Source organism: Shewanella indica, assembly GCF_033842865.1.
Classification (GTDB): domain Bacteria; phylum Pseudomonadota; class Gammaproteobacteria; order Enterobacterales; family Shewanellaceae; genus Shewanella; species Shewanella indica.
This window is the reverse complement of sequence record NZ_JAWXXR010000001.1, coordinates 819,929-840,117: the sequence shown is the minus strand read 5'-3', so window position 1 is coordinate 840,117 and position 20,189 is coordinate 819,929. Positions and strand designations below refer to the sequence as shown.

The following is a 20,189-nucleotide window of genomic DNA, read 5'->3' as shown; positions in this document are numbered from 1 at the left end:
AACTATCTTAAAGAGGCGTTGCCGCGCTGACCGGCAACGCCTCTTTAAGCTTAAAACAACTTGCCCAGCACACGCTTGACGACGCTCGACTCATCTTGCTTGAATGGCTCTGCGTTTTCTTCGGTCAGACAATCAAACTTGGCGATGATTTCCAGCAGGCGTTTGCGCTCATCTGCGGTCAACAGCCCGGACATATCCGGCAGCCGCTGCTGGCTGGCCAAGTGGATAATGAAAGACTCAGGTTGCCGCCCTTCGTGCATGGCAAAATACACAGTGGCTTGTGGCGTCACACCTATCCTATCCAACCAGAGTAGCGCCCAGAATTCCTTGTCGGCTTCAAGTTGCAGGCTCACATCGACATCGCCTATGCTTGAGTGCCCAAGCGCTTCATCCTGCCAACGCTCGGCCATATTCAGATGGCCTTCGGCAACCAAATGGTTGACATAGGCTTCCCTGACACTGGGACAGCCCAACCAGTGCAGCCCTCGTTTCCCAAGACCGCTGAGAAACAGTGCCAGTCGCTCTCCCATCTCGGTTGGCAACAGCCAGACAAAGTCTGCCACGCCAACCTTGCCGCGATAATCGCTGTAGGGATCCCAGCCTTGCAGAACCGGCAGCTTCAAGGCTTGTGGTGTCAGGTTTTCCAGGCCTTCGCCGCTTTGTAAATAGGCCTGTAACTTGTCATAGACAGCCTTCGCCGCTGCCGGTTTGAGTTTTTGCTCCAGGCCGCGTTGCAGGCTGAGGTTAAATAGCTCAAAGGTTTGCTGCGGCAAGGGGCGCTCCGGGAAACAGGCCTTGAGATCGGCAATAAATCCCAGCATGGCAGTTTCATCGCAATAGCCGAGGGCATCCAACAGCTTTTGCTGAGCCAGCCAATGGCTGCGGCCTATCATGCTGTTATCTTCGGGATCGCCTTCGGCAAAGCTTGCCAATCGCTCCAGGTAACGTTGCCAGAAGCGCTCATTGGCCGGGGCATAGCGCGCGATGCGCCTGTCTTGCAGCAAAGTATGGGCATCCAGCTGCGCCTCGCTGACTCCCAGTGCCAGCAGCTTTTGATGCAGGCTCTGCTCTGTCTGCGGATCATCTATGGCGGCATATCCTTCATAGTTTGCGTAAAACTGACTGATGCGGCTGATAAGCACCATAGGCGCCAGTTTCAAAAGCAGTTGCCAGTGGCGCTTAGCCAGGATCTGCAGTTCGGTGTGAGCCTTTGGCAGTTGGCTATTTAACAGGAAAAACAGGCTGAGCAGGCCGCGCTGGAAACCATCGTCCGGGAAAAACAACCAGTAGGCCGCTTGACGCTGGCTTATCTGGCTTCCGCGTTTTCCCCCATCCTTGCCAAGTAGCGATTCGGCAACGGCGGCCATAGTGTCAGCATCCTGCTGCTCCTTGACCTCAGTGAGCCAGGCCTTGAGTATCAAATGCTGCGGATTATCGCTATTGAAGCGGCCACCATGCCGATTGAAGACACGCATATAGGCAGTGAGGAAATGCTGCTCCAGCCAGCCAAGCAGCGCCTGGGTTTCTGCCTCTGTGCACTCGGGGCGGCCGAGCCGATAGGCGGCATAGGCGACGCCCCCCAAGTGGGTCGGCAACTTGTCCAGTGCCGCCGGCAGACGCTCGGCAATGGCTACATCCAACTGTGCGAAGTCACTTTGCTTGCAGGTATGGCTAAGCAGGAAAAAAGGCAGCTCATCCAAGCTGGGTAGTTGGCAGTCGCCTTGAGTTTGCCCGGAGCTCTTGCCACTTTCCGGCTCTGCCTGGGCGCTGCCGGTATCTGTCTTATCCTGCTGCCAGGGGGCGAACCTGTCGTCCATCAACCAGGCTTCGGCAACCTGTGCCTTGGGCTCAGCGCCGAGCGCATCCTGCAGCGCCAGCGCCTCATCTTCCACCCTGTGCCCCAAGATCAATTGCTGCTTGACCTGATCCCGCCACAGATCAGTGTCTTCAAGTTCCGCTTCTACTGGCCAGTCGTCCAGGCTGTAGAAGAATTCCAGTATTGGCTGGGTTTGTTCCAGCGTTTGTTCATCGGCATAGGCCAGTAGCGGGGTTTGCTTTAGACGTTTGAGCAGCTGCGCCTTAAACCAGGTGTAATCGTCAGCATGCTCGCTAAAGTGTTCCAGCAGGCTGGGGTTGACAGGATCACCCTCGGCGGTTTGGAAAAAACAGCGGCGGCTCTGTTCGCCATCACAGTGCAGATAGGCGTGGATTAGTTCGCGGCGCCAGCCGAAATCCTCTACCAGTTTGCCCAGCAGTTCCACGGGTGTATAGCCGCTGTCCAAATCCCAGTAAGGCACTAAAAAGGCGGCCAGATAATGACTCAGTTCGGGATATTGCCTGGCCAGCATGTAGAGGGCTTCTACCCCGAAGACGTTGTAGTCATCGAGAAAGAGATCGCTAAAGTCGTTACGACTGCGGGAGAAGGCCACCATGGCCTCGGCAGTTGCCTTGATCTCGTCCAATAGCTCGGGGAAGTTCAGCGCTGCGGCAAACAGCACGGCTTCAGTGCAATATTTAAAGGTGTGGTGCGCTCGAGCGGCGCTGAGTGCATGCACCAGCAAGTTGCGGTTGTCGCCGGCATCGTCATTGCTGAGTGGCCGCTGTTGCTCGTTGATAAACTCGATATTGAACAGCAGGGAGCCTTCAAGACGAAAGGCGCTGCCATCGTGCAGGTGTTGCCGGTATTGCTGCAGCGCCAGGGCGATGCTGGCGGGATCTTGTGGCTTGAGGCTAATGCTGAGGGTTTTGTCGAACTGGGGCATATTGCTTCCTTGATATTAAATTCCGGTCGCTGCCTGTGTGGCACTTCCTGTTAAACAACCGGCGACCGCGCCGTGAGCCAGGGCGCGGGCAGTTATCCTGTTATTACTCGTTTATTGGGGTATTCCCAACTGCTGTTTTATCTATGCCTTCCTTAAGAGCCTGCTATTAAGAGCCTTGCGCCAAATCTTTGGCCAGTTGCCGGACCGCGGCAGACTCGTCTTGCAGGAAGGAGCTGAAAAGCTCGGCGTCAACCCCGGCTTGCGCCAGTAACTTCAGCAGGCGTACACGTTCATCTATGGTCAAGAGCTGCGAGGTCTCCGGCAGTCGGCCCTCATCGGCCAAATGTCTGAGGAAGGGCGCCGGGGCGCGGCCTTGGCTTACGGCGAAATAGACAGTGCTTTGCGGCGCTACGCCTATGCTGTCGAGCCAGCCAAGGGCCCAGTTTTCCTTGGCACTCTGAAAGGCTAACCCTGTGTCATAGTCGCTGTGACGCTTGTGTCCTACGCTTTGATCTTCCCAGCGCTGCGCCATCGAGAGACTACCCTCGGCAATGAGGTGGTTGACATAGGCCGTCTCCACACTCGGCCGGTGAAGCCAATACAGGCTTTGGGTTCCAAGGCCTGCGAGAAACAGGGCCAAAGCTCGCCCCTGCGCTTCAGGCAGCAGCCAGACAAAGTCGCTGAGCTCAGCCGCATCGGCGGGGTCGTCCGAGCGGCAAGGCGCCCAGTCCTGCAACTCGGCCGTGGCTTGGGGCGTCAAGGGCTCAAGCCCTTCGCCCGATGCCAGATAAGTCTTGAGTTGGCGGCAGAGGTTTTGCGCCTGCTGTTCGGGAAATGATTTGCTGAAGCTTTGCCGCAGGCAAAGATCAAACAGTTCGAAAAATGCCTGCGGTAAAGGAGTCTCGGGGAAGTTGGCCTTGAGATGGCCAAAAAAGTTCAGCCTCGGCAGCTCGCGGCTTGTGTGCAGCGCTTGCAACAACTGCTGCTGTTGCTGCCAGAGGCGGCGGCCTATCATGCTGTTATCCTCTGGGTCGGCTTCGGCAAACCGGCTCAGCCTGGTGATATAACCTTGCCAGAAGCGTTTATCGGCCGGGCGATAGGCAGCCACCTGTTGTTCTGTCAGCAGGGTATGAGCATCGAGCTGCGGCTCGCTGACACCCAGCTTGAGCAGGTTTTGCCGCAATTCGGCCTCGATATGCTCATCGTCAATGGCCGGATAGAAGGCGTAGTCAGCCCAGCAATAATAAATTTTTTCAATCAGTTGCAGCGGATCCAGCGTCAGCCATAGCTGCCAGTGCCTTTGTGCCAGGGTTTTCAAGGCCTGCCACTGCGGCGCTTCGAACTTCGGGGTGCAGAGCAGGAAATACAGCGCCAACAAGCCGTTTTGGAATCCTTTATTGGCATTGGACCACAAGAGTGCAATACGCTTTCCGTCCTTACTGGTATAGAGTATCTCAGAGGCAATTTGAGCCATCTTGGCAACATCGCCCTCGGTGTCTATATCCGTGAGCCAGCTCTTGAGAAGGCGATGTTCACGCCTTTTCTTTTGGTACTCTCCGCCCTCATAGAAGATATGATGCTGAAACTGTAACGGCAGCTGCTGCGCCAGCCAGCGAAGCAGCGCCGCGGTCTCGTTGGCCTTGTCGGCTTCCGGGCTTAAGCTGTGGGGCGAGTTCAGGCGGCTCAGGCGATAGGCGGCATAGGCGCAGGCGCCAAGGCTCTTGGGCAGTTCGGCCAGCGCGTTCAGCATAGCCTCTCCCACTTCGGCATCCAGCTCCTCCAGCTCGCCAATCCTGAGATAGTCTTCCGGCTCTTCCAGGTCATAAAATAGCGCGGCATAGTCAGAGTCCGGCTCGTTCTCATCATGCTCCCAGTCATAGTCCTCTGCCAGAGCCTGCTCTTTCCCGGTTTGCCATAGACAATGACGGTCGTCTTCCCGCCAGGCCTCTGCCACTATTACCAGAGGTTGGCTCTGCTCGCTCAGCTGCGCCAGCAAGGAAAGCGCTTCATCCTCTACCCGGCGACCCAAGATCAATTGCTGCTTGACCCGATCCCGCCACAGTTCAGTGTCGTCAATGTCAGCCTCTACCGGCCAGTCGCCCAGACTGTAGAAGAACTCCAGTACCGGCTGGGTTTGTTCAAGCGGTTGTTCATTGGCATAGGCCAGTAGCGGGGTTTGCTTTAGACGCTTGAGCAGCTGCGCCTTAAACCAGGGGTAATCGTCCGGATGCCCGGCAAAATGTTCCAGTAGGCTGAGGTTGACTGAAGCACCCTCAGTGGTCTGGAAAAAGCAGCGGCGATTCTGCTCGCCGTCGCAGTGCAGATAGGCGTGGATCAGTTCGCGGCGCCAGCCGAACTCCTCCACCAGTTTGCCCAGCAGTAACACAGGTTGGTAGAAGCTTTCCAAGTTCCAGTAAGGCACCAGAAAGGCGGCCAGATAATGGCTCAGCTCGGGATATTGCCTGGCCAGCATGTAGAGGGCTTCCACCCCGAAGACGTTGTAGTCATCGATAAAGAGATCGCTGGAGTCATTGCGGCGGCGGGAGAAGGCCACCATGGCCTCGGCAGTGGCCTTGAGCTCGTCCAATAGCTCGGGAAAGTTCAGCGCTGCGGCAAAGAGTACTGGTTCGGTGTAAAAGCTGAGTCTGTGATCCCGGCGGGCAGTATCGAGGGCGTGTTCCAACAAGGGGCGGTTGGCACCGGCATCGTCACGGTTAAGCGGCCGCAGCTGCTGATTGACGAACTCGATATTGAACAGCAAGGAGCCATCGAGTCGAAAGGCGCTGCCGTCGTTCAGGTGTTGCCGGTATTGCAGCAGTGCCAGGGCGATGCTGGCGGGATCCTCTGGATTGAGGCTGACGCTGAGGGTCTTGTCGAACTGAGACATACTACTTCCTTGAAACTGGGGTCCTGCCCGGGCACTGGGATGTGACGTTTTTCGCCATGAGGCCCAAGGCTTGGCTAGTCTAACGACAGTGGCTTTGAGGGTAAACGCCTTATCCGCCACGGTGGCATTTTTGTGAGGCTCGCAGTTTGCAACCTGTTTGCTGTGGCGTAGCGCTCACTTTCCACAGTCGCGGGGGTTAGGTTGTTTGTCAGGGATTGCCCTTCACAGAGCAACTGGCTAGGGTTAAGGCCTTTTTGTACAGGAGTTGGTTTTCCCTCCGGCGGAGCCTGTCATGGCTTGGGTGAAGTCGTCTCGATGGGACAGCCCAAGTCAATCAGGCGGGATGTGGGAAAACAAATACGGCATTGCCTCAATCAAACTCTTGTCACGGAACGGTATAAATAAAAAATAAGGAAGCAGCAGTATGGCGCCAAGAGTTTGTTCCAGTGCACTGGAAGCGGTATCCCTGATAGGGAATGATGAATTTATCTGGACCCACTCTATGGGAGCCACCCCCAGAGTCTTGCTGGAGGCGCTGGCACAGCATGCCATGACGCGGCAGAACCTGACCTTGCTGCAACTGCATACCGAGGAAGCCGAGGCCTTGAGTGTGCCCGAGCTTAAGGGCCATCTGCGCCATCGCTGTTTCTTTGGCGGCGCCCCGACCCGCGCCCTGCTGGCCAGTGGCGAGGCGGATTATGTGCCTGTCTTTTTATCCGAGGTGCCCAAGCTGTTTCGCTCCGGCGAGCAACCCATAGATACGGCGCTGGTACAGGTGTCACCGCCTGACAGCCATGGCAACTGTTCGCTGGGGATCAGTGTCGAAGCCAGCCGCGCCGCTTGTGATGTGGCAGGCCGCATCATAGCCCATATCAACCCGCAAATGCCGCGCACCCATGGCGACAGCTTTGTACCCTATGACCGCTTTGCCGCCGTGTATGAACAGAGTTCGCCTCTGCCCGAACACCCCATGGCCGGAGCCGATGCCATCAGCCAGGCTATCGGCAAGCATGTGGCCTCTCTGGTTGAAGACGGCGATTGCCTGCAGATGGGCATAGGTGCCATTCCGGATGCCGTTTTGGGGCAGTTGGCAGACAGACGAAACTTAGGGATCCACACCGAACTGTTCTCCGACGGCATTCTGGCGCTTTATCGCTCCGGGGCGATTAACAACAGCCGCAAGAAGGTGCATCCGGGGAAGTTGGTCACCGGCTTTGCGCTTGGCAGTCGCGCCCTCTATGACTTTGTCGATGACAACCCCGAAGTGCTGTTTCTGGATATAGAGCAGGTTAATGACACCTCGGTTATCCGCCGCAACCCGCAGGTGATGGCCATCAACTCGGCGCTGCAGGTGGATATTTCCGGCCAGGTATGCGCAGACTCCATAGGTACCCGAATCTATTCCGGGGTAGGTGGGCAGATGGACTTTATTCGCGGCGCCGGTCTTTCTCCCGGCGGGCGCTCGGTTATCGCCCTGCCGAGCACGGCCGCCAATGGGGCGGTTTCCCGTATCGCGCCCGTGCTGAGCCCAGGTGCCGGGGTAGTGACTACTCGGGCCCATGTGCACTATATTGCCACCGAATATGGTTGCGCCAACCTCAGGGGGCGCAGTATCCGTGAGCGGGCCAGAGCCTTAATTGACATAGCGCATCCGGATTTTCGCGAATCCCTGTGCCGGGAGACATTCGAGCTCTGGGGTTTGAGTATTTGAGTTAACGCTCATTAGGTAAAATTTAACGCTGTTATCATGGTGTTAAATTTGTATACCGGGTAAGATGCGGTCAATCTCTTATCGCGGTAGGTTCCATGAGCGACAGCAGCTTCTTTTTGGGTGATTGGCAGGTCGATCCCGGCAGCAATAGTTTGCGGCTGGGAAAGCGCTTGCGGCAGTTGGAACCCAAAGCCATGGATGTGCTGCTGTATCTGTGTCGTCGCAGCGGCGAGGTAGTCAGCAGCGATGAGCTGCTGGATGCCTGTTGGCCCGGCAGCGACACGGGCGATAACCCGCTGCACAAGACCATCAATCAGCTGCGCCGGGCGCTGGATGACAAGGCCGGCGATCCTTCTTTCATCGAAACGATCCGCAAACGCGGCTATCGAATTGTAGCCGATGTTCGTTTCCCCATCGGCCACGAAGCCAGTTTGCCGTCGCTGGCCTGGAGCCTGGGCTCACCATTTCCCGGGTTAAAACCCTTCAGCGCCGATTATGCCGGGGTGTTTTTCGGCCGCAGCGAACAGATCAACGCCTTACTGGAACGCATAGCCCGGCAGATCAAACATGGCCGCGGGTTTTGCTTGCTGCTAGGCCCCAGCGGCAGCGGTAAGTCGTCGCTGATCAACGCAGGCATTTTGCCCAATCTGGCTTCGCCTCAGGGCTTTCACGGCATAGGCTTGGCCTGCTATTCGATACTGGATCTGGCCGATGTCGCCGAAGATCAACTGCTGCTGGAGTTGGCCGCCGCCATGCTCGACTGGGAGCTGGACGATGCGCCGGTTTTGGCAGGCTACAGCGCCGAAACGCTGGCTCATGCACTGGAACAGGATATCGACAGCCTCTGCGCCCAACTCTGCCAGGCGCTGCCGTCCCAAAGTTGGCAGAAGCCCAGGTTTGGCCTGTTTGTCGACCGTCTGGAAGTGCTGCTGTCATCGCCGCGCTTCTCGGCCGAAGCCCGTGAGCAGGGGCTGGCGCTACTCGACACTCTGGCGCGTTCCGGAGCCGTATTGCTGCTCAGCGCCTGTCGCAATGAATTCTACCCTCAGGTGGTTGCCAGCCCCAGCTTGATGGCGGGCAAGGGCAATGGCGCCCATTTCGATCTCTTGCCGCCCAGCCGTCAGGAACTGCTGCAGATGATACGCTTGCCGGCCGCAGCCGCAGGCTTGAGTTGGGAATTTGACCCTGAATCGGCACTGGGCTTGGATGAGCTGCTGTGCCGTGAGGCCGCCAGTAACCCGGATGCCCTGCCCATGTTGCAGTATATGCTGCAGGCCCTGTATCTGCAGCGCAGTGACGACAACCAGTTGCAACTGGCGGTTTATCACCGCCTGGGTGGGCTGGCCGGGGCTATAGGCCAGGCCGCCGAAGATGCCATCGCCTCCTTGTCGAGCTCGCAAAGGGCGGCCCTGCCGCGGGTGCTGTCGCTGCTGGTGACCCTCAGGGAAGATGAGCAGTCGGTCACCAGTCGCAGTGCCAGATATTCCGAATTGGCCACGGATGCCGAGCGTGCCTTGGTACAGGCCTTGGTCGACAGTCGGCTGTTTGTCTCCCATCTGGAGGACAGCGAACCCGGTTTCAGCATAGCTCATGAAGCCTTGCTCAGACGCTGGTCCAGGGCCAGAAACTGGATAGATAGCCACAGGGAAGGGCTGGCGGCCAAGGCCAGGCTGTTCCATCAGGCCAGGCGCTGGCAACAACAGCAGTGCAGCCGCGATTTTCTGCTGCCCCAGGGCAAGCCGCTGACCGAAGCGCTGGCGCTGAAAAACGATCCCCTGCTGGAGCTGGATCCTGTCAGCGAAAGCTATGTTGCCGCCTCCAGCGCCAGAGGGCAGCGCCAACGGCGCCTCAAGGGCGCGACCTTCATGCTTTTATGTCTCTTGACCCTGATCTCGGTATTCATGAGTTATCGCAGCGTTGAAGCCGAGCAGCAGGCGCAGGCCAAGCGCCTGGCGGCAGAAGACTTGCTGGGCTTTATGGTGGGCGACTTTGCCGACAAGCTGCGCAGCATAGGCCGGATGGATCTGCTTGATGGTGTCAGCAACAAGGCGCTGGATTATTTTCGTGAGGCCGACGGCAGCCTGAGTGAGGCGGCGCTGTTTCGCCATGGCCAGACACTGGAAGCCATGGGGGAGGTGGCCTATTCCCGTGGCCGGGTGGATGAAGCGGAAAAGGCGCTGCTGGCCGCCAGAGACAAACTCTTGCCACTGTTGTCCGGCAGTACAGATCAGCTGGAGCTGTTAAAGACCCTTGGCGCCAATGCCTTTTGGCTTGGGCAACTCAAGTATGACCAGAGCGATTGGCAGGGCACCCGCCCCTGGTTCGAGGCTTATCTGCAACACAGCCAGGCCATGTACCGACTGGCGCCGGACAACAGCGAAGCGTTGATGGAACTTTCCTACGCCCATAACTCTCTGGGGTCTTTATCGATGAAGCTGCAGGGCTTCAGCAAGGCGCGCCAGGGCTTTGAAGAATCGCTGCGGCTCAAGCTGATTGCATTGGCCGAGTCGCCGGATGATCCTCAGCGTCTGGCCGATGTCGCCAATGCTCGCTCCTGGCTAGCCAGGTCTTCGAGTGCAGAAGGGGATATTCAAGCAGCCATCGCCATTCATAGGCAGATAGCCGAAGAGTTAAAGCGGCAGGCTCAGGGAGAACCCTATCAACTATATAGATTATCCGGAAATCTGGAGATCTTGGCTCAGTTGTACAGAGCGGTGCAGCAACCCGAATTGGCCAGAGAGAGCGCAATGGAAGCCAGTCGGGCTATTGCTGCCGCACTTGAGGCCGATCCGGAAAATGAGCGCTGGCGAATGCAGCAATCTTTTGTTGAGGTGTTACTGGTTAGCTTGCTACCGGCATCAACAGAAAAAACGGGCATGCTTAATACTTTGAATGGATATATGGCCAGTGAGCCGTCAAGCGAAACCTCGACTAAACAGCTTAAATTGGAGGCTCGTTTTTGGTTGGCTGCTGCCAATGAGCGGCTCGAACAAGGTGATTACCAGCAAGCGCAAAAACTTGCTTTGTTGGCAGAAGCGTTTTTTACAACATTAGGACAGAAAACGGTTTTGGGCACTGTGGATATGGGAGCCCTGGCCGAGGCTGGGCTTGTAACCGCCTATAGTGTGTCCATGTTAAATAACGATATAAGCTTTGCCTATACTCACTGCCAGAAAGTCGGCCGAATGCTGCAACCATGGGTCACTGTGAATCGTGATGCCCGTATACTCGCGCCTTATGCTATGGCTTTGGATTGCATGGATGACCAACAGGAACTGTTGAAAATGAAGGCTAAATATGAGCCTCTTGGTTATCGTTTTAGTCAATTTAAATACCCCCTCAAAAACTAACCTGAAACAAGGATGAAGCTATGTCTGTACCCGTAAAAAATATCATTGTAACCATTACTCTGGATGATAACCGCGTGCCTCAGTTTGCCTATGAGCCGGATGGCCCAGTAGTGGTAGATAAGCCCAATACTCATATTATTTATAAGCTGCAGGACAAGACTGATATGGATCTGGCCTTTGTCGGCGCTTCTTTCGATACCCCCTTCGACGGCATTATCGATGCGGTCAAGACCGAGGCCCCGGATATGTTGATACTAATGGATACCAACTCTGTGGTGGGCAAGACAGGCTTTAGGCTGATCCTCAGTAACAGCAGCAACACTCTGCTGGTTTCAAGCCAAGATCCCGAAGTCGTGAATACCGGAAACGACTGAGTAATTTTATGTTGCTGAAAGGGTGTTTAATCCAAGCTTGATTACATTAACCTGGGTGGCTTCTGTCCCGGAGCTACCCAATCAGTTTTTCATCTCCACATAAGGCATGTGGAGCGATTGACATGGAGTCGTTATGCGTATTGCTTTGATGGTCAGCGCGCTGCTGGCAAGCTTTCCCCTGGCACTGAGTGCCGCTACTCAGGCCGAGATCGATCTGGCGATGGCACCGGTAAAGAGTGACGCCGAGTTGCAACTCTTGCTGGCCGAGCCTTCGCCGTTGGAGCCCTTGGGGCAGTCTTTACCCGCCTTTATCAATAGCTTGGTGTTTGGCGAACAGGGGTTGGTGAAACTGGATCGCCGGCTGTTGCAACAACCACTGAGTGCTTCGGAAGTCTATCGGATCCTGGCGCTGTTTGGCTGGCAGTCAAGGATGGCCGAGTTTGACCAGGCGGCGCAGCTGAGCCAAACCGACAGCCTATTGTTGAGGCCGCGTTTACCTTACTGTGATGTCAGTGAGCCCGTGGTGCTGAGTGTTACTCTGGATAGCGCCCGGCAGGCGAGCTTTCACTATTCGCAGCAGGGCGTGGAGTGCAGTGGTGATGTGGTGGTCAGTGAACCTGCGGTGATCACCTACCAACTGTTGAACCTGGAAGATTCTCCGGCCGGGCTGAAATTTGTCGGTGCCGCCTTCACCAATCCCTTCGATGGTCATATCGATCGGGTCGAGGTCAGCGCCGATGGCCTGACACTGCAGCTGCATGACTCTATGCGTAACCCAGGCACAGGCAAGTATCAATTCCTGTTCAGCAGTGAGGAATCGCCGCTCCTGTTGGCCAGCCCGGATCCTCAGATCATTAACAGACCTGACTGATTTTGATCCCAAGATATTTAAACCCAGTTTGATTGCATTAATCGGAGTGGTATCTGTCTCTGCTGCCACTCATTAAGTTGGTCCACATAAGGCATGTGGAGCGAATTGACATGGAGTCGTTATGCGTATTGCTTTGATGGCCAGCGCGCTGCTGGCAAGCTTTCCCCTGTCACTGAGTGCCGCTACACAGGCCGAGATCGATCTGGCGATGGCACCGCTAAAGAGTGACGCCGAGTTGCAACTCTTGCTGGCCGAGCCTTCGCCGTTGGAGCCCTTGGGGCAGTCTTTACCCGCCTTTATCAATAGCTTGGTGTTTGGCGAACAGGGGTTGGTGAAACTGGATCGCCGGCTGTTGCAACAACCACTGAGTGCTTCGGAAGTCTATCGGATCCTGGCGCTGTTTGGCTGGCAGTCAAGGATGGCCGAGTTTGACCAGGCGGCGCAGCTGAGCCAAACCGACAGCCTATTGTTGAGGCCGCGTTTACCTTACTGTGATGTCAGTGAGCCCGTGGTGCTGAGTGTTACTCTGGATAGCGCCCGGCAGGCGAGCTTTCACTATTCGCAGCAGGGCGTGGAGTGCAGTGGTGATGTGGTGGTCAGTGAACCTGCGGTGATCACCTACCAACTGTTGAACCTGGAAGATTCTCCGGCCGGGCTGAAATTTGTCGGTGCCGCCTTCACCAACCCCTTCGATGGTCATATCGATCGGGTCGAAGTCAGCGCCGATGGCCTGACGCTGCAGCTGCATGACCCTATGCGCAATACAGGCACAGGCAAGTATCAATTCCTGTTCAGCAGTGAGGAATCGCCACTCTTGCTGGCCAGCCCAGATCCTCAGGTTATTAATCGACCCAAACTTTAAATCCGGCTTGATTGCATTAATCGGAGTGGTGTCTGTCTCAGCTGCCACTCATTAGAGATATTCTGCTTGTTCTCGTTTCAGTGTGGGGGCTCTAATCTTAAAGTTGTCACTAAGGATATAAAGTAACTATTTTCCCCGAACCGTGCCGAACGGGGATTCTTTCCCGCCCGAAAGGCTCCTATGGTTGCCAATCACTGCCGCATTTCTGTGGTTGGACGCCTTTCCTGCCTACAGAAGGTTGGAATTATTAACGATATTTTTCAATTAATTACATCGTAAGCTTATCAGAAGGTTAGCCTTGTACGTACGCGCTAGAGTTATCCCTGTCGAAATTGAACAACCCGCAGGTCGGGAGGGAGAACAGCATGGCAAGCCCCTACAGCAATGAAGCTGGTTTTAGTCAGTGTGAGTGTGACAGCGAGGCTCTGGCGACCCTGATTGAGTGCATGCAGCAACCTATGGTGCTGGCCGATGGTGAGGGCAAAGTGCTGGCGGTGAACTCTCCGGCGGCCGAGCTGCTGGGCGATCAGAGCGAAACCTTTGCCGGTGAATTCTGGCATACCTGGTTGGCGGCGCCTTACCGTAGCCGCTACGCCAGCATGTTCAGCAGCCAATACGGTCGCCAGGTACCGCTGCAACATGGTCCCTGGGAGGTATTGCTCAGACGTGTCGATGGGGTCGAGCTGCCGGTGAATCTGTCGCTTTCCTTTATTCAGGGCTTGCTGCCGCTGTTTGTGATTGGTTTGCATGATCTCAGCGGTCACAGGGATGAGATTAAACGCCTGTCCACCCTGGCGGCGACCGACTATTTGACCGGACTGGCCAATCGCCGCACCTTTACCGAGACACTGGAACGCCAGTGGCAGCAGTGCATCGATAAGCACAAGCCCATCAGCACCTTGATCATAGATGTCGACCATTTCAAACAGTTCAACGATCAGCATGGTCACCTGATGGGGGACGAATGCCTGAAATTGATGGCCAAGACCATAGCCGCGGCGTTGCCATCGCCCCAGTGTCTGGCGGCGCGTTTTGGCGGTGAGGAGTTTGCCCTGGTGTTGCCCGGATTCAACAGCGCCATGGCCTGGGTGGTGGCCGAGCAAATAGCCGAGGCCATTCGTAGCCTGGACTTCGTCAAATTGGGGCTGAGCCGTGAGGTTTGTGTCAGTGTCAGCCAGGGGATTGCCACTGAGATCAATGGCCAGTACCGCACGGCCGAGGCCATGCTCAGTGCGGCGGATACCGCCCTGTACCGGGCCAAGAGCGATGGCCGCGACAGGATCAAGTTATCCGCCTGAGGAGGATAGGATGAACTGGTATGTGATGACACTGATGCCCAGCGCCCGGGAGCGGGCCGACTGGTTTGTCGATATTCAGCTGCGGCGCTACTGCCATTCGCCGAAAAAAGCCGCCCTGAGACTGTGGAAGGGCTACTGCACCGAGCCTTTGGTAAGGCAGCTGCTGAGCGACTTACAACAGATAGCCGCGGCTGAGGGGCAACTTCCGGCGGAAGAGCAGCGCTATTTGCAGGCTTTGCTGGCCCACTTCGACTGGTTGGCGAGTCAGCAACAGATGCGTTTGAGCCTCTCCTGAGCCTCACTGTGAAAGTGATAGAGGGCATCCTGAGGCTTGTCCTGACGCCAAAGTGCCTTGTCATCCAGGCCCAGCAACAGGGCGCGCAGGACAATCCCTGTCAGGCCGTGCGACACAAGGATCACCCGCTCCGGGGTTGCCGGATCGGTCAGCCAATGTGCCAGCCGCTGTTGCACCTGGAGTAGTGTTTCTGCGCCCGGGCCCTGCAGATACCAGTCATTGCGCCCGGCAAGCTCGGGTCTGGCGGCGTGGATATCGGCGACCCGGGTCTGCTCCCATTCACCTAAACCGCATTCAATCACCCTGGGCTCGGCAATAATGGCGCCGGGATCCCGGCAAAGCACCTCTGCCACCAGAGTCGCCGTTTCCATAGCCCTTCCCAGCGGGCTGGAAACCAGCTGAAATTCTTGTTCAGGATTGCCTGCCGATTGCCGCAGCTGTTGTTGCAAGGCAACACCATAGGCCTTGGCCTGTGCCCTGCCGAGTTCGGTCAGCGGCGAGTTACAGTGTCCCTGCAGCTTACCGGCGGCATTAAATTCAGTTTGGCCGTGGCGTAGTATAAATATTTCCTTTGGCATGGCGGTCAATTCCCGATACTGCTTAAACGGTTGGCTGCGAAAGAGGGTACTCCCCGGCTGCGTAAGGAGCAAGTTGGAGCTGAATACTAGTGGCCCACTTGCCGTGGGCTTCCTGTCCATCTGCACCGCAGGTGATGGGCTGCAGCTTAGCCAGCAGCTAAACCAGCAGATAAACCCAAGGTCATTGGTTAGTTTTTGCCTGAAGCTATCATAGCCGCTGTACCAGCGGCCTAAAGTCGTGGTGTAAGTGCATCCATGCACAAGAGCCAGTTCGCCATCCCTGGCTCTCGCTCGTAGCCGGTCGCTACGCGACACTCGCCAAACCACACCGAGCAAGGGGCTTTGCTTGTCCAAAGCCCCTTGCATCCCCAAGGACACCCCGACGTAGCCGAAATCCCCGCTGGCTTATGAAACAAATTGGCTACACTCAGGACTCGCCAAATGCATCCATGCATAAGGGCCAGCTCGCCATCCCAGGCTCTCGCTCATAAGCTTGTTGCTTCGCAACATTCGCCTTGCTCGACCTTCGAGCCTCGACATCCCTGTCTCGGCTACGCCAATTTGCAACAACGCCAGCGGCGGCTCCGAAGGGGGAATTGGTGCAATTCTTCCCACACAGAGTTGTTTTGAGCTGCAGACATACGCCTATTTTCCAGGCATAGGCGGGACTGTGACCGTCGAAAACAAGGATGTTTTCGACGAGGCTACATGGACGTATTAACGCCGAGTCACAGGATCGCCTGTGCGAAAGCGCACCGCAGGTGATGGGTTGCATTGAGGCCTGAAGCTATATTAGCCTCAGTGGCAGGGCTCGCTATGCAGCGGACAATCTCTTGTGTTTATAAGGCAATAGCGGTTTGGCATTAAGCCCCGCTATTGCCAAACCCTTCCTCAATCGCGTGTTTGACCTGTACCATTGACCAGGAATTTCTCCGTGGTCAATGACTCCAGTCCCATGGGGCCGTAGGCATGGAGCTTGGTGGTGGCGATACCGATTTCGGCACCGAGCCCAAGCTCGCTGCCGTCGCTGAAGCGCGATGAGGCGTTGACCATCACCACAGAGGCATCGACCCCTTGCTGAAATTGTTGCGCCGCTTGCTGGTTTTCGGTGCAGATCACCTCGGTATGGTGGCTGCCGAAGCGGGCGATATGCTCCATGGCATCCGCCAGTGAGTCGACTTGGCGCACGGCGATTTCCAAGCTCAGGTATTCCTGGCCGAACTCCTCTTCCGTCAGCACAGTGGCCTGGTCGAAGAAGGGCGCCGCCTTCTCATCGGCATTGATCTTCACCCCCTTGTCGGCCAAGGCCTGAGCGGCGATGGGCAGCCAGACTTTGGCGATATCCTTGTGTACCAACAGGCCCTCCAGGGCATTACAGACGCCGGTACGCTGGGTCTTGCCGTTGAGCAGCAGGTTGAGCGCCTTTTCCACATCGGCATCTCTGTCGACATAGAGATGACAAACGCCTTTAAAGTGCTGGATAACCGGGATTTTAGAGTTGTCGCTGACAAAGTTGATCAGGCCTTCGCCGCCTCTTGGGATCACCAGGTCGATATAGTCGCGCTGCTGTAACAGTTCCAGCATCAGGGCGCGGTCGGGATCCGGCACCACGGATACCAGCGCGGTTGGCAGTTTGAACTCTTGCAGCACTTTGTGCAGCACTTTGGCTATCGCCAGGCTGGAGTTGAGTGCCTCTTTACCGCCGCGCAGTATTACCGCGTTGCCCGATTTGAAACACAGCGCTGCGGCATCCGCGGTCACATTGGGGCGCGCCTCATAGATCATACAGACCACCCCGAGCGGCACTCTGAGCTTGCTTATCTGAATACCGTTGGGGCGGCGGCCAAGCTCGCGGCGCTGACCCACGGGATCGTCCAGCTTGACTATGGTGTCTATGCCGCTGGCCATGGCGGCGATCCGCTCTGGCGTCAGGGTCAGCCGGTCGAGCATGGCTTCGCTGAGGCCTGCACTGCGGGCAGCAAGGAGATCTTCCTTATTGGCCTTGAGAATATTGTCATTTTCAGCGAGAAGCGCTTGGGCCATCGCCTTCAGCACCTGATTTTTGGTTTGGGTGTCTATGAGTGCCAGCTCTCTGGCCGCCTTGGCCGCTGAGCTTGCCAGTGTGGTTATCAGACTCATTTAGGTCCTCCTTTGTTCGTTGCGCTACTCTGGTGGCGGGCCACTGTTATTTCTCCAGTTGCGGCGTTTTACAGAGCAGGGCGATATCTTTTTCCGAGACTATGCCGCCCAGGCTATCGGTGAAGCTGTCGGCCAGTTCGGGGTCTTCCTGCTCGGCAATAAAACTCAGCAGGCGGCTGCTGTAGTTGCTGCGAGCCTTGGCCAGACGGGTGCCGTCGTCGCTGCACAGCAGTATGGTATCACCGGCGGCAAAGTTGCCTTTGACCTCAAGTACTTCATTGCTGGAAAGCTCGGCGCAATCCTTGGCGCTATCCATCACCTCATCGGAGGTGACTATCACTTCCCCCTGCGCCCTCACTGTGTGGGTCAGCCAGTGCATTCGCTCCTGCAGCGGGGTTTCGGATGCCCGGAACAGGGTGCCGGGATTGCGGCCCGACAACAGGGCATTGAAGCTCTCTTCTTTGAAGCCGTTGACTATGTAAGTATCAATGCCGTGGGAGCTGGCCTTTTCTGCTGCTTCTATCTTGGTGCGCATGCCGCCGGTGCCGACATCGCTGTGACTGCCGCCGGCCATGGCATAGATGGTGGCATCGATTTTATTGACTTCGGGCAGCAGCTCGGCATCGCTGTGCAGATGCGGGTTCTTGTTGTAGAGACCATCAATATCCGAGCAGATCACTAAGGTATTTGCGTCGGCAGCGGCTGCCACCATGGCCGACAGGTTGTCGTTGTCACCCACCTTGAGCGCATCTGTGGTGACGGTATCGTTCTCGTTGAGGATCGGCAGTATGTCGTGATCCAGCAGGGTAAACACGGTTTCCCTAATCGACAGATAGCGCTCTCTGTCGCGCAGATCGCCATGGGTCAGTAGAATTTGCGCCGTGGGAAAGTCGAAAAACTTATCCCAGGTCGCCATCATCTCAGTCTGCCCGGCGGCGGCCATGGCTTTTTTCAGTACCACCTGGGCCTCTGGGCTATTGACTTCACTGCCAGGTTTGAGTGGAAACCTGTGGGCTCCGGCGGCAATTGAGCCGGAAGAAACCAGTATGGTTTGAATGCCTTTGGCGCGGCAGCGCACAATGAATTGGGCTATGGCCAGCAGATAGCGCGAGCTACAGCCCTGTCTGTCAGGGGCAATCAGGGCGCTGCCGACTTTTAGAACAATTCGTTGCCTTGGTTGCTTATTCATAACTTCCTTAACCTATTTGAGGTGTTACTTCGAAGCGGAGTGGGGATTGAAACCAGACCCGGTGTCTGCCACCGGGTCTAATTGGGGAGCTGTTCTATCCAGTTATTAGTTGACCTGCAGCAGCTTTTCCCGGGTCGCATGGAAGGTCTTCTGCACTGAGTGTGAGGGATCCTGACCAAAGTGACTGACCAGCACTATCGCTGCAGAGCTCATGATAAAGCCGGGAACTATCTCGTAGATCACGCTGGAGAGTGTCTTGCCATCGGGCAATACCGGCAGCAGGATCCACAGCAGCACTGTGATGGCGCCGGTGAGAATACCGGCAACGGCGCCCGAGTGGGTCATCTTCGACCAGAACAGACTGAACAGCACCAGTGGCCCGAAGGCGGCACCGAAACCGGCCCAGGCGTTACTCACCAGTGACAGTATGCTGCTGTTGCTATCCAGGGCCAGCAAGGTGGCCACGGCGGCAACGGCAAATACCCCGAAACGGCCTATATTCACCAGCTTCTTCTCGTCTATGTCCTTGTGGAACACGGCGCGGTAAACATCCTCGGTCAGTGAACTGGATGATACCAGTAGCTGTGAAGAGATAGTGCTCATGATGGCAGCCAGAATCGCCGCCAGCAGGAAGCCACTCACCAAGGGGTGGAACAGAATTTCCGAGAACAGAATAAAGATGGTTTCCGGATCCTGCAGCCCTGGGTGGAACTTGTTGACATAGGCGACACCGATAAGACCTGTGGCCAGGGCGCCGAGTATGGTCACCAACATCCAGCTCATGCCTATGTTGCGGGCGGTCTTGATATCTTTCACCGAACGAATTGCCATAAAGCGCACTATGATGTGTGGTTGACCGAAATAGCCCAGTCCCCAGGCCATGCTGGAAACAATCGCCAGCAGGCTCATTTTCTCCACAGATTCAGACAGAGGCACTATGGTGTGATTGGCCTGCGCCATCATTTCAGTGCCATTGTTGAACTCCTGAAAAGCCACTATAGGCACCATCACCAGGGCGACAAACATGATACAGCCCTGCACAAAGTCGGTCATACTGACGGCCAGAAAGCCCCCCAATAGGGTGTAGGCCACCACCACTGAGACAGTGATCACCAGGCCAAGTTGGTAACTCAGGCCGAAGGCGGATTCAAACAGTTTGCCCCCGGCGACCAGGCCGGCAGAGGTGTAGAGAGTAAAGAAGAGTATGATCACCGCGGCAGAAATCATCCGCACCGAGCCATTTTTCTTCTCGAAGCGTTTGCTGAAAAAGTCCGGCAGTGTCAGGGCGTCATCGGCTTCCTGGGTATAAACCCTGAGCCTGGGGGCTACCAGCAGATAGTTGAACCAGGCGCCGATAAGCAGGCCCAGCGCAATCCAGATGGTGTCGAAGCCGATAACAAACATGGCGCCCGGCAGACCCATCAGCATCCAACCACTCATATCGGAAGCACCTGCCGACAGCGCCGTGACCTGAGGGCTGACCTGACGGCCGCCGAGAATGTAGCCCGAAATATCATCGGTAGAATTGCGATAGGCAAACAGGCCTATCGCCAGCATGACCACAAAGTAGATGGCCAAAGAGATATAACTCGAATAATCCATAGATTAGTGCCCGTTATTGCCACTGAAGGCTTGATTGAGTTTTTGTTTGCAGAATGGGTACAGGTAGGTTGAGAGTACGAGCCAGAAACACCCTAATTGGATCAGGTACTTGGCTTTATCTCTGAGGCTGATTTGGTAGCGTGAAAGATGACTGTCAGACTCCTGTGAGCTGTTGGCATTCATCGTGATTCTCCTTCCTTAAGTTTCAGCTAAAGTTGGACTGGCGAAAAACCACTTGAAGGCTAACCAATTAATTGATTAGTGTTCAAAT

13 protein-coding genes are annotated in these 20,189 nt (G+C 56.2%); 7 read left to right on the top strand and 6 right to left on the bottom strand.

The window, feature by feature from the left end; all coding sequences use genetic code 11:
- Nucleotides 1–50: 50 nt before the first annotated feature.
- Both SIL79_RS03895 and SIL79_RS03890 read right to left on the bottom strand, forming a co-directional pair.
- Nucleotides 51–2,762 carry a hypothetical protein gene (locus SIL79_RS03895; protein ID WP_071237397.1) on the bottom strand — a complete coding sequence of 904 codons (2,712 nt, stop codon included), beginning with the start codon at nucleotides 2,760–2,762 and terminating at the stop codon, nucleotides 51–53.
- Between the two features lie 166 nt (nucleotides 2,763–2,928).
- Nucleotides 2,929–5,649: a hypothetical protein gene (locus SIL79_RS03890; protein WP_319618985.1), complete on the bottom strand. Its 2,721-nt coding sequence runs from the start codon at nucleotides 5,647–5,649 to the stop codon at nucleotides 2,929–2,931.
- Nucleotides 5,650–6,073: 424 nt separating this feature from the next.
- On the opposite strand from SIL79_RS03890, the gene SIL79_RS03885 reads away from it, so the two are divergent.
- The 7 genes from SIL79_RS03885 (at nucleotide 6,074) to SIL79_RS03855 (ending at nucleotide 14,410) form a co-directional block, all read left to right on the top strand.
- Nucleotides 6,074–7,360, top strand: coding sequence for an acetyl-CoA hydrolase/transferase family protein (locus SIL79_RS03885; RefSeq protein WP_039034996.1), 1,287 nt, complete (start codon nucleotides 6,074–6,076; stop codon nucleotides 7,358–7,360).
- A 95-nt stretch (nucleotides 7,361–7,455) separates the two neighbouring features.
- Entirely contained in the window at nucleotides 7,456–10,710 is a 3,255-nt protein-coding gene (locus SIL79_RS03880; RefSeq protein WP_319618984.1) for an nSTAND1 domain-containing NTPase, read from the top strand.
- A 20-nt stretch (nucleotides 10,711–10,730) separates the two neighbouring features.
- Nucleotides 10,731–11,084 carry a DP-EP family protein gene (locus SIL79_RS03875; protein ID WP_071476765.1) on the top strand — a complete coding sequence of 118 codons (354 nt, stop codon included), beginning with the start codon at nucleotides 10,731–10,733 and terminating at the stop codon, nucleotides 11,082–11,084.
- A gap of 133 nt (nucleotides 11,085–11,217) precedes the next feature.
- The gene (locus SIL79_RS03870) at nucleotides 11,218–11,955 is read left to right on the top strand and encodes a DP-EP family protein (RefSeq protein ID WP_319618983.1); all 738 of its coding nucleotides are present in this window, start codon (nucleotides 11,218–11,220) and stop codon (nucleotides 11,953–11,955) included.
- 121 nt (nucleotides 11,956–12,076) lie between these two features.
- Nucleotides 12,077–12,817, top strand: coding sequence for a DP-EP family protein (locus tag SIL79_RS03865; RefSeq protein WP_319618982.1), 741 nt, complete (start codon nucleotides 12,077–12,079; stop codon nucleotides 12,815–12,817).
- Between the two features lie 365 nt (nucleotides 12,818–13,182).
- Nucleotides 13,183–14,115 (top strand): sensor domain-containing diguanylate cyclase, encoded by a 933-nt coding sequence (locus tag SIL79_RS03860; RefSeq protein ID WP_052248184.1) that lies wholly within the window; start codon nucleotides 13,183–13,185, stop codon nucleotides 14,113–14,115.
- Between the two features lie 10 nt (nucleotides 14,116–14,125).
- Nucleotides 14,126–14,410, top strand: a complete 285-nt coding sequence (locus tag SIL79_RS03855) for a hypothetical protein (RefSeq protein WP_045283464.1) — start codon at nucleotides 14,126–14,128, stop codon at nucleotides 14,408–14,410.
- On the opposite strand, the gene SIL79_RS03850 is transcribed toward SIL79_RS03855, so the two are convergent.
- From SIL79_RS03850 to putP, 4 genes are all read right to left on the bottom strand, one after another.
- Nucleotides 14,380–14,988 carry a histidine phosphatase family protein gene (locus tag SIL79_RS03850; RefSeq protein ID WP_071476768.1) on the bottom strand — a complete coding sequence of 203 codons (609 nt, stop codon included), beginning with the start codon at nucleotides 14,986–14,988 and terminating at the stop codon, nucleotides 14,380–14,382. The genes SIL79_RS03855 and SIL79_RS03850 overlap by 31 nt on opposite strands.
- A gap of 891 nt (nucleotides 14,989–15,879) precedes the next feature.
- A complete protein-coding gene (locus tag SIL79_RS03845; protein ID WP_144361058.1) occupies nucleotides 15,880–17,127 on the bottom strand; it encodes a glutamate-5-semialdehyde dehydrogenase in 1,248 nt (415 codons plus the stop codon).
- Between the two features lie 46 nt (nucleotides 17,128–17,173).
- Complete coding sequence (proB, locus tag SIL79_RS03840; protein ID WP_039034427.1) at nucleotides 17,174–18,316, bottom strand: glutamate 5-kinase; 1,143 nt, start codon at nucleotides 18,314–18,316, stop codon at nucleotides 17,174–17,176.
- 105 nt (nucleotides 18,317–18,421) lie between these two features.
- Complete coding sequence (gene putP / locus SIL79_RS03835; RefSeq protein WP_071476858.1) at nucleotides 18,422–19,918, bottom strand: sodium/proline symporter PutP; 1,497 nt, start codon at nucleotides 19,916–19,918, stop codon at nucleotides 18,422–18,424.
- Between the last annotated feature and the right edge of the window lie 271 nt (nucleotides 19,919–20,189).

Bases quoted from the DNA above. Each gene is read 5' to 3' on its own strand.
- SIL79_RS03880 (WP_319618984.1), top strand. From the start codon at position 7,456: ATGAGCGACAGCAGCTTCTTTTTGGGTGATTGGCAGGTCGATCCCGGC.
- SIL79_RS03870 (WP_319618983.1), top strand. From the start codon at position 11,218: ATGCGTATTGCTTTGATGGTCAGCGCGCTGCTGGCAAGCTTTCCCCTG.
- SIL79_RS03845 (WP_144361058.1), bottom strand. From the start codon at position 17,127: ATGAGTCTGATAACCACACTGGCAAGCTCAGCGGCCAAGGCGGCCAGA.
- SIL79_RS03860 (WP_052248184.1), top strand. From the start codon at position 13,183: ATGGCAAGCCCCTACAGCAATGAAGCTGGTTTTAGTCAGTGTGAGTGT.
- SIL79_RS03855 (WP_045283464.1), top strand. From the start codon at position 14,126: ATGAACTGGTATGTGATGACACTGATGCCCAGCGCCCGGGAGCGGGCC.
- proB (WP_039034427.1), bottom strand. From the start codon at position 18,316: ATGAATAAGCAACCAAGGCAACGAATTGTTCTAAAAGTCGGCAGCGCC.
- SIL79_RS03850 (WP_071476768.1), bottom strand. From the start codon at position 14,988: ATGCCAAAGGAAATATTTATACTACGCCACGGCCAAACTGAATTTAAT.
- SIL79_RS03875 (WP_071476765.1), top strand. From the start codon at position 10,731: ATGTCTGTACCCGTAAAAAATATCATTGTAACCATTACTCTGGATGAT.
- SIL79_RS03885 (WP_039034996.1), top strand. From the start codon at position 6,074: ATGGCGCCAAGAGTTTGTTCCAGTGCACTGGAAGCGGTATCCCTGATA.
- SIL79_RS03865 (WP_319618982.1), top strand. From the start codon at position 12,077: ATGCGTATTGCTTTGATGGCCAGCGCGCTGCTGGCAAGCTTTCCCCTG.
- SIL79_RS03890 (WP_319618985.1), bottom strand. From the start codon at position 5,649: ATGTCTCAGTTCGACAAGACCCTCAGCGTCAGCCTCAATCCAGAGGAT.
- putP (WP_071476858.1), bottom strand. From the start codon at position 19,918: ATGGATTATTCGAGTTATATCTCTTTGGCCATCTACTTTGTGGTCATG.
- SIL79_RS03895 (WP_071237397.1), bottom strand. From the start codon at position 2,762: ATGCCCCAGTTCGACAAAACCCTCAGCATTAGCCTCAAGCCACAAGAT.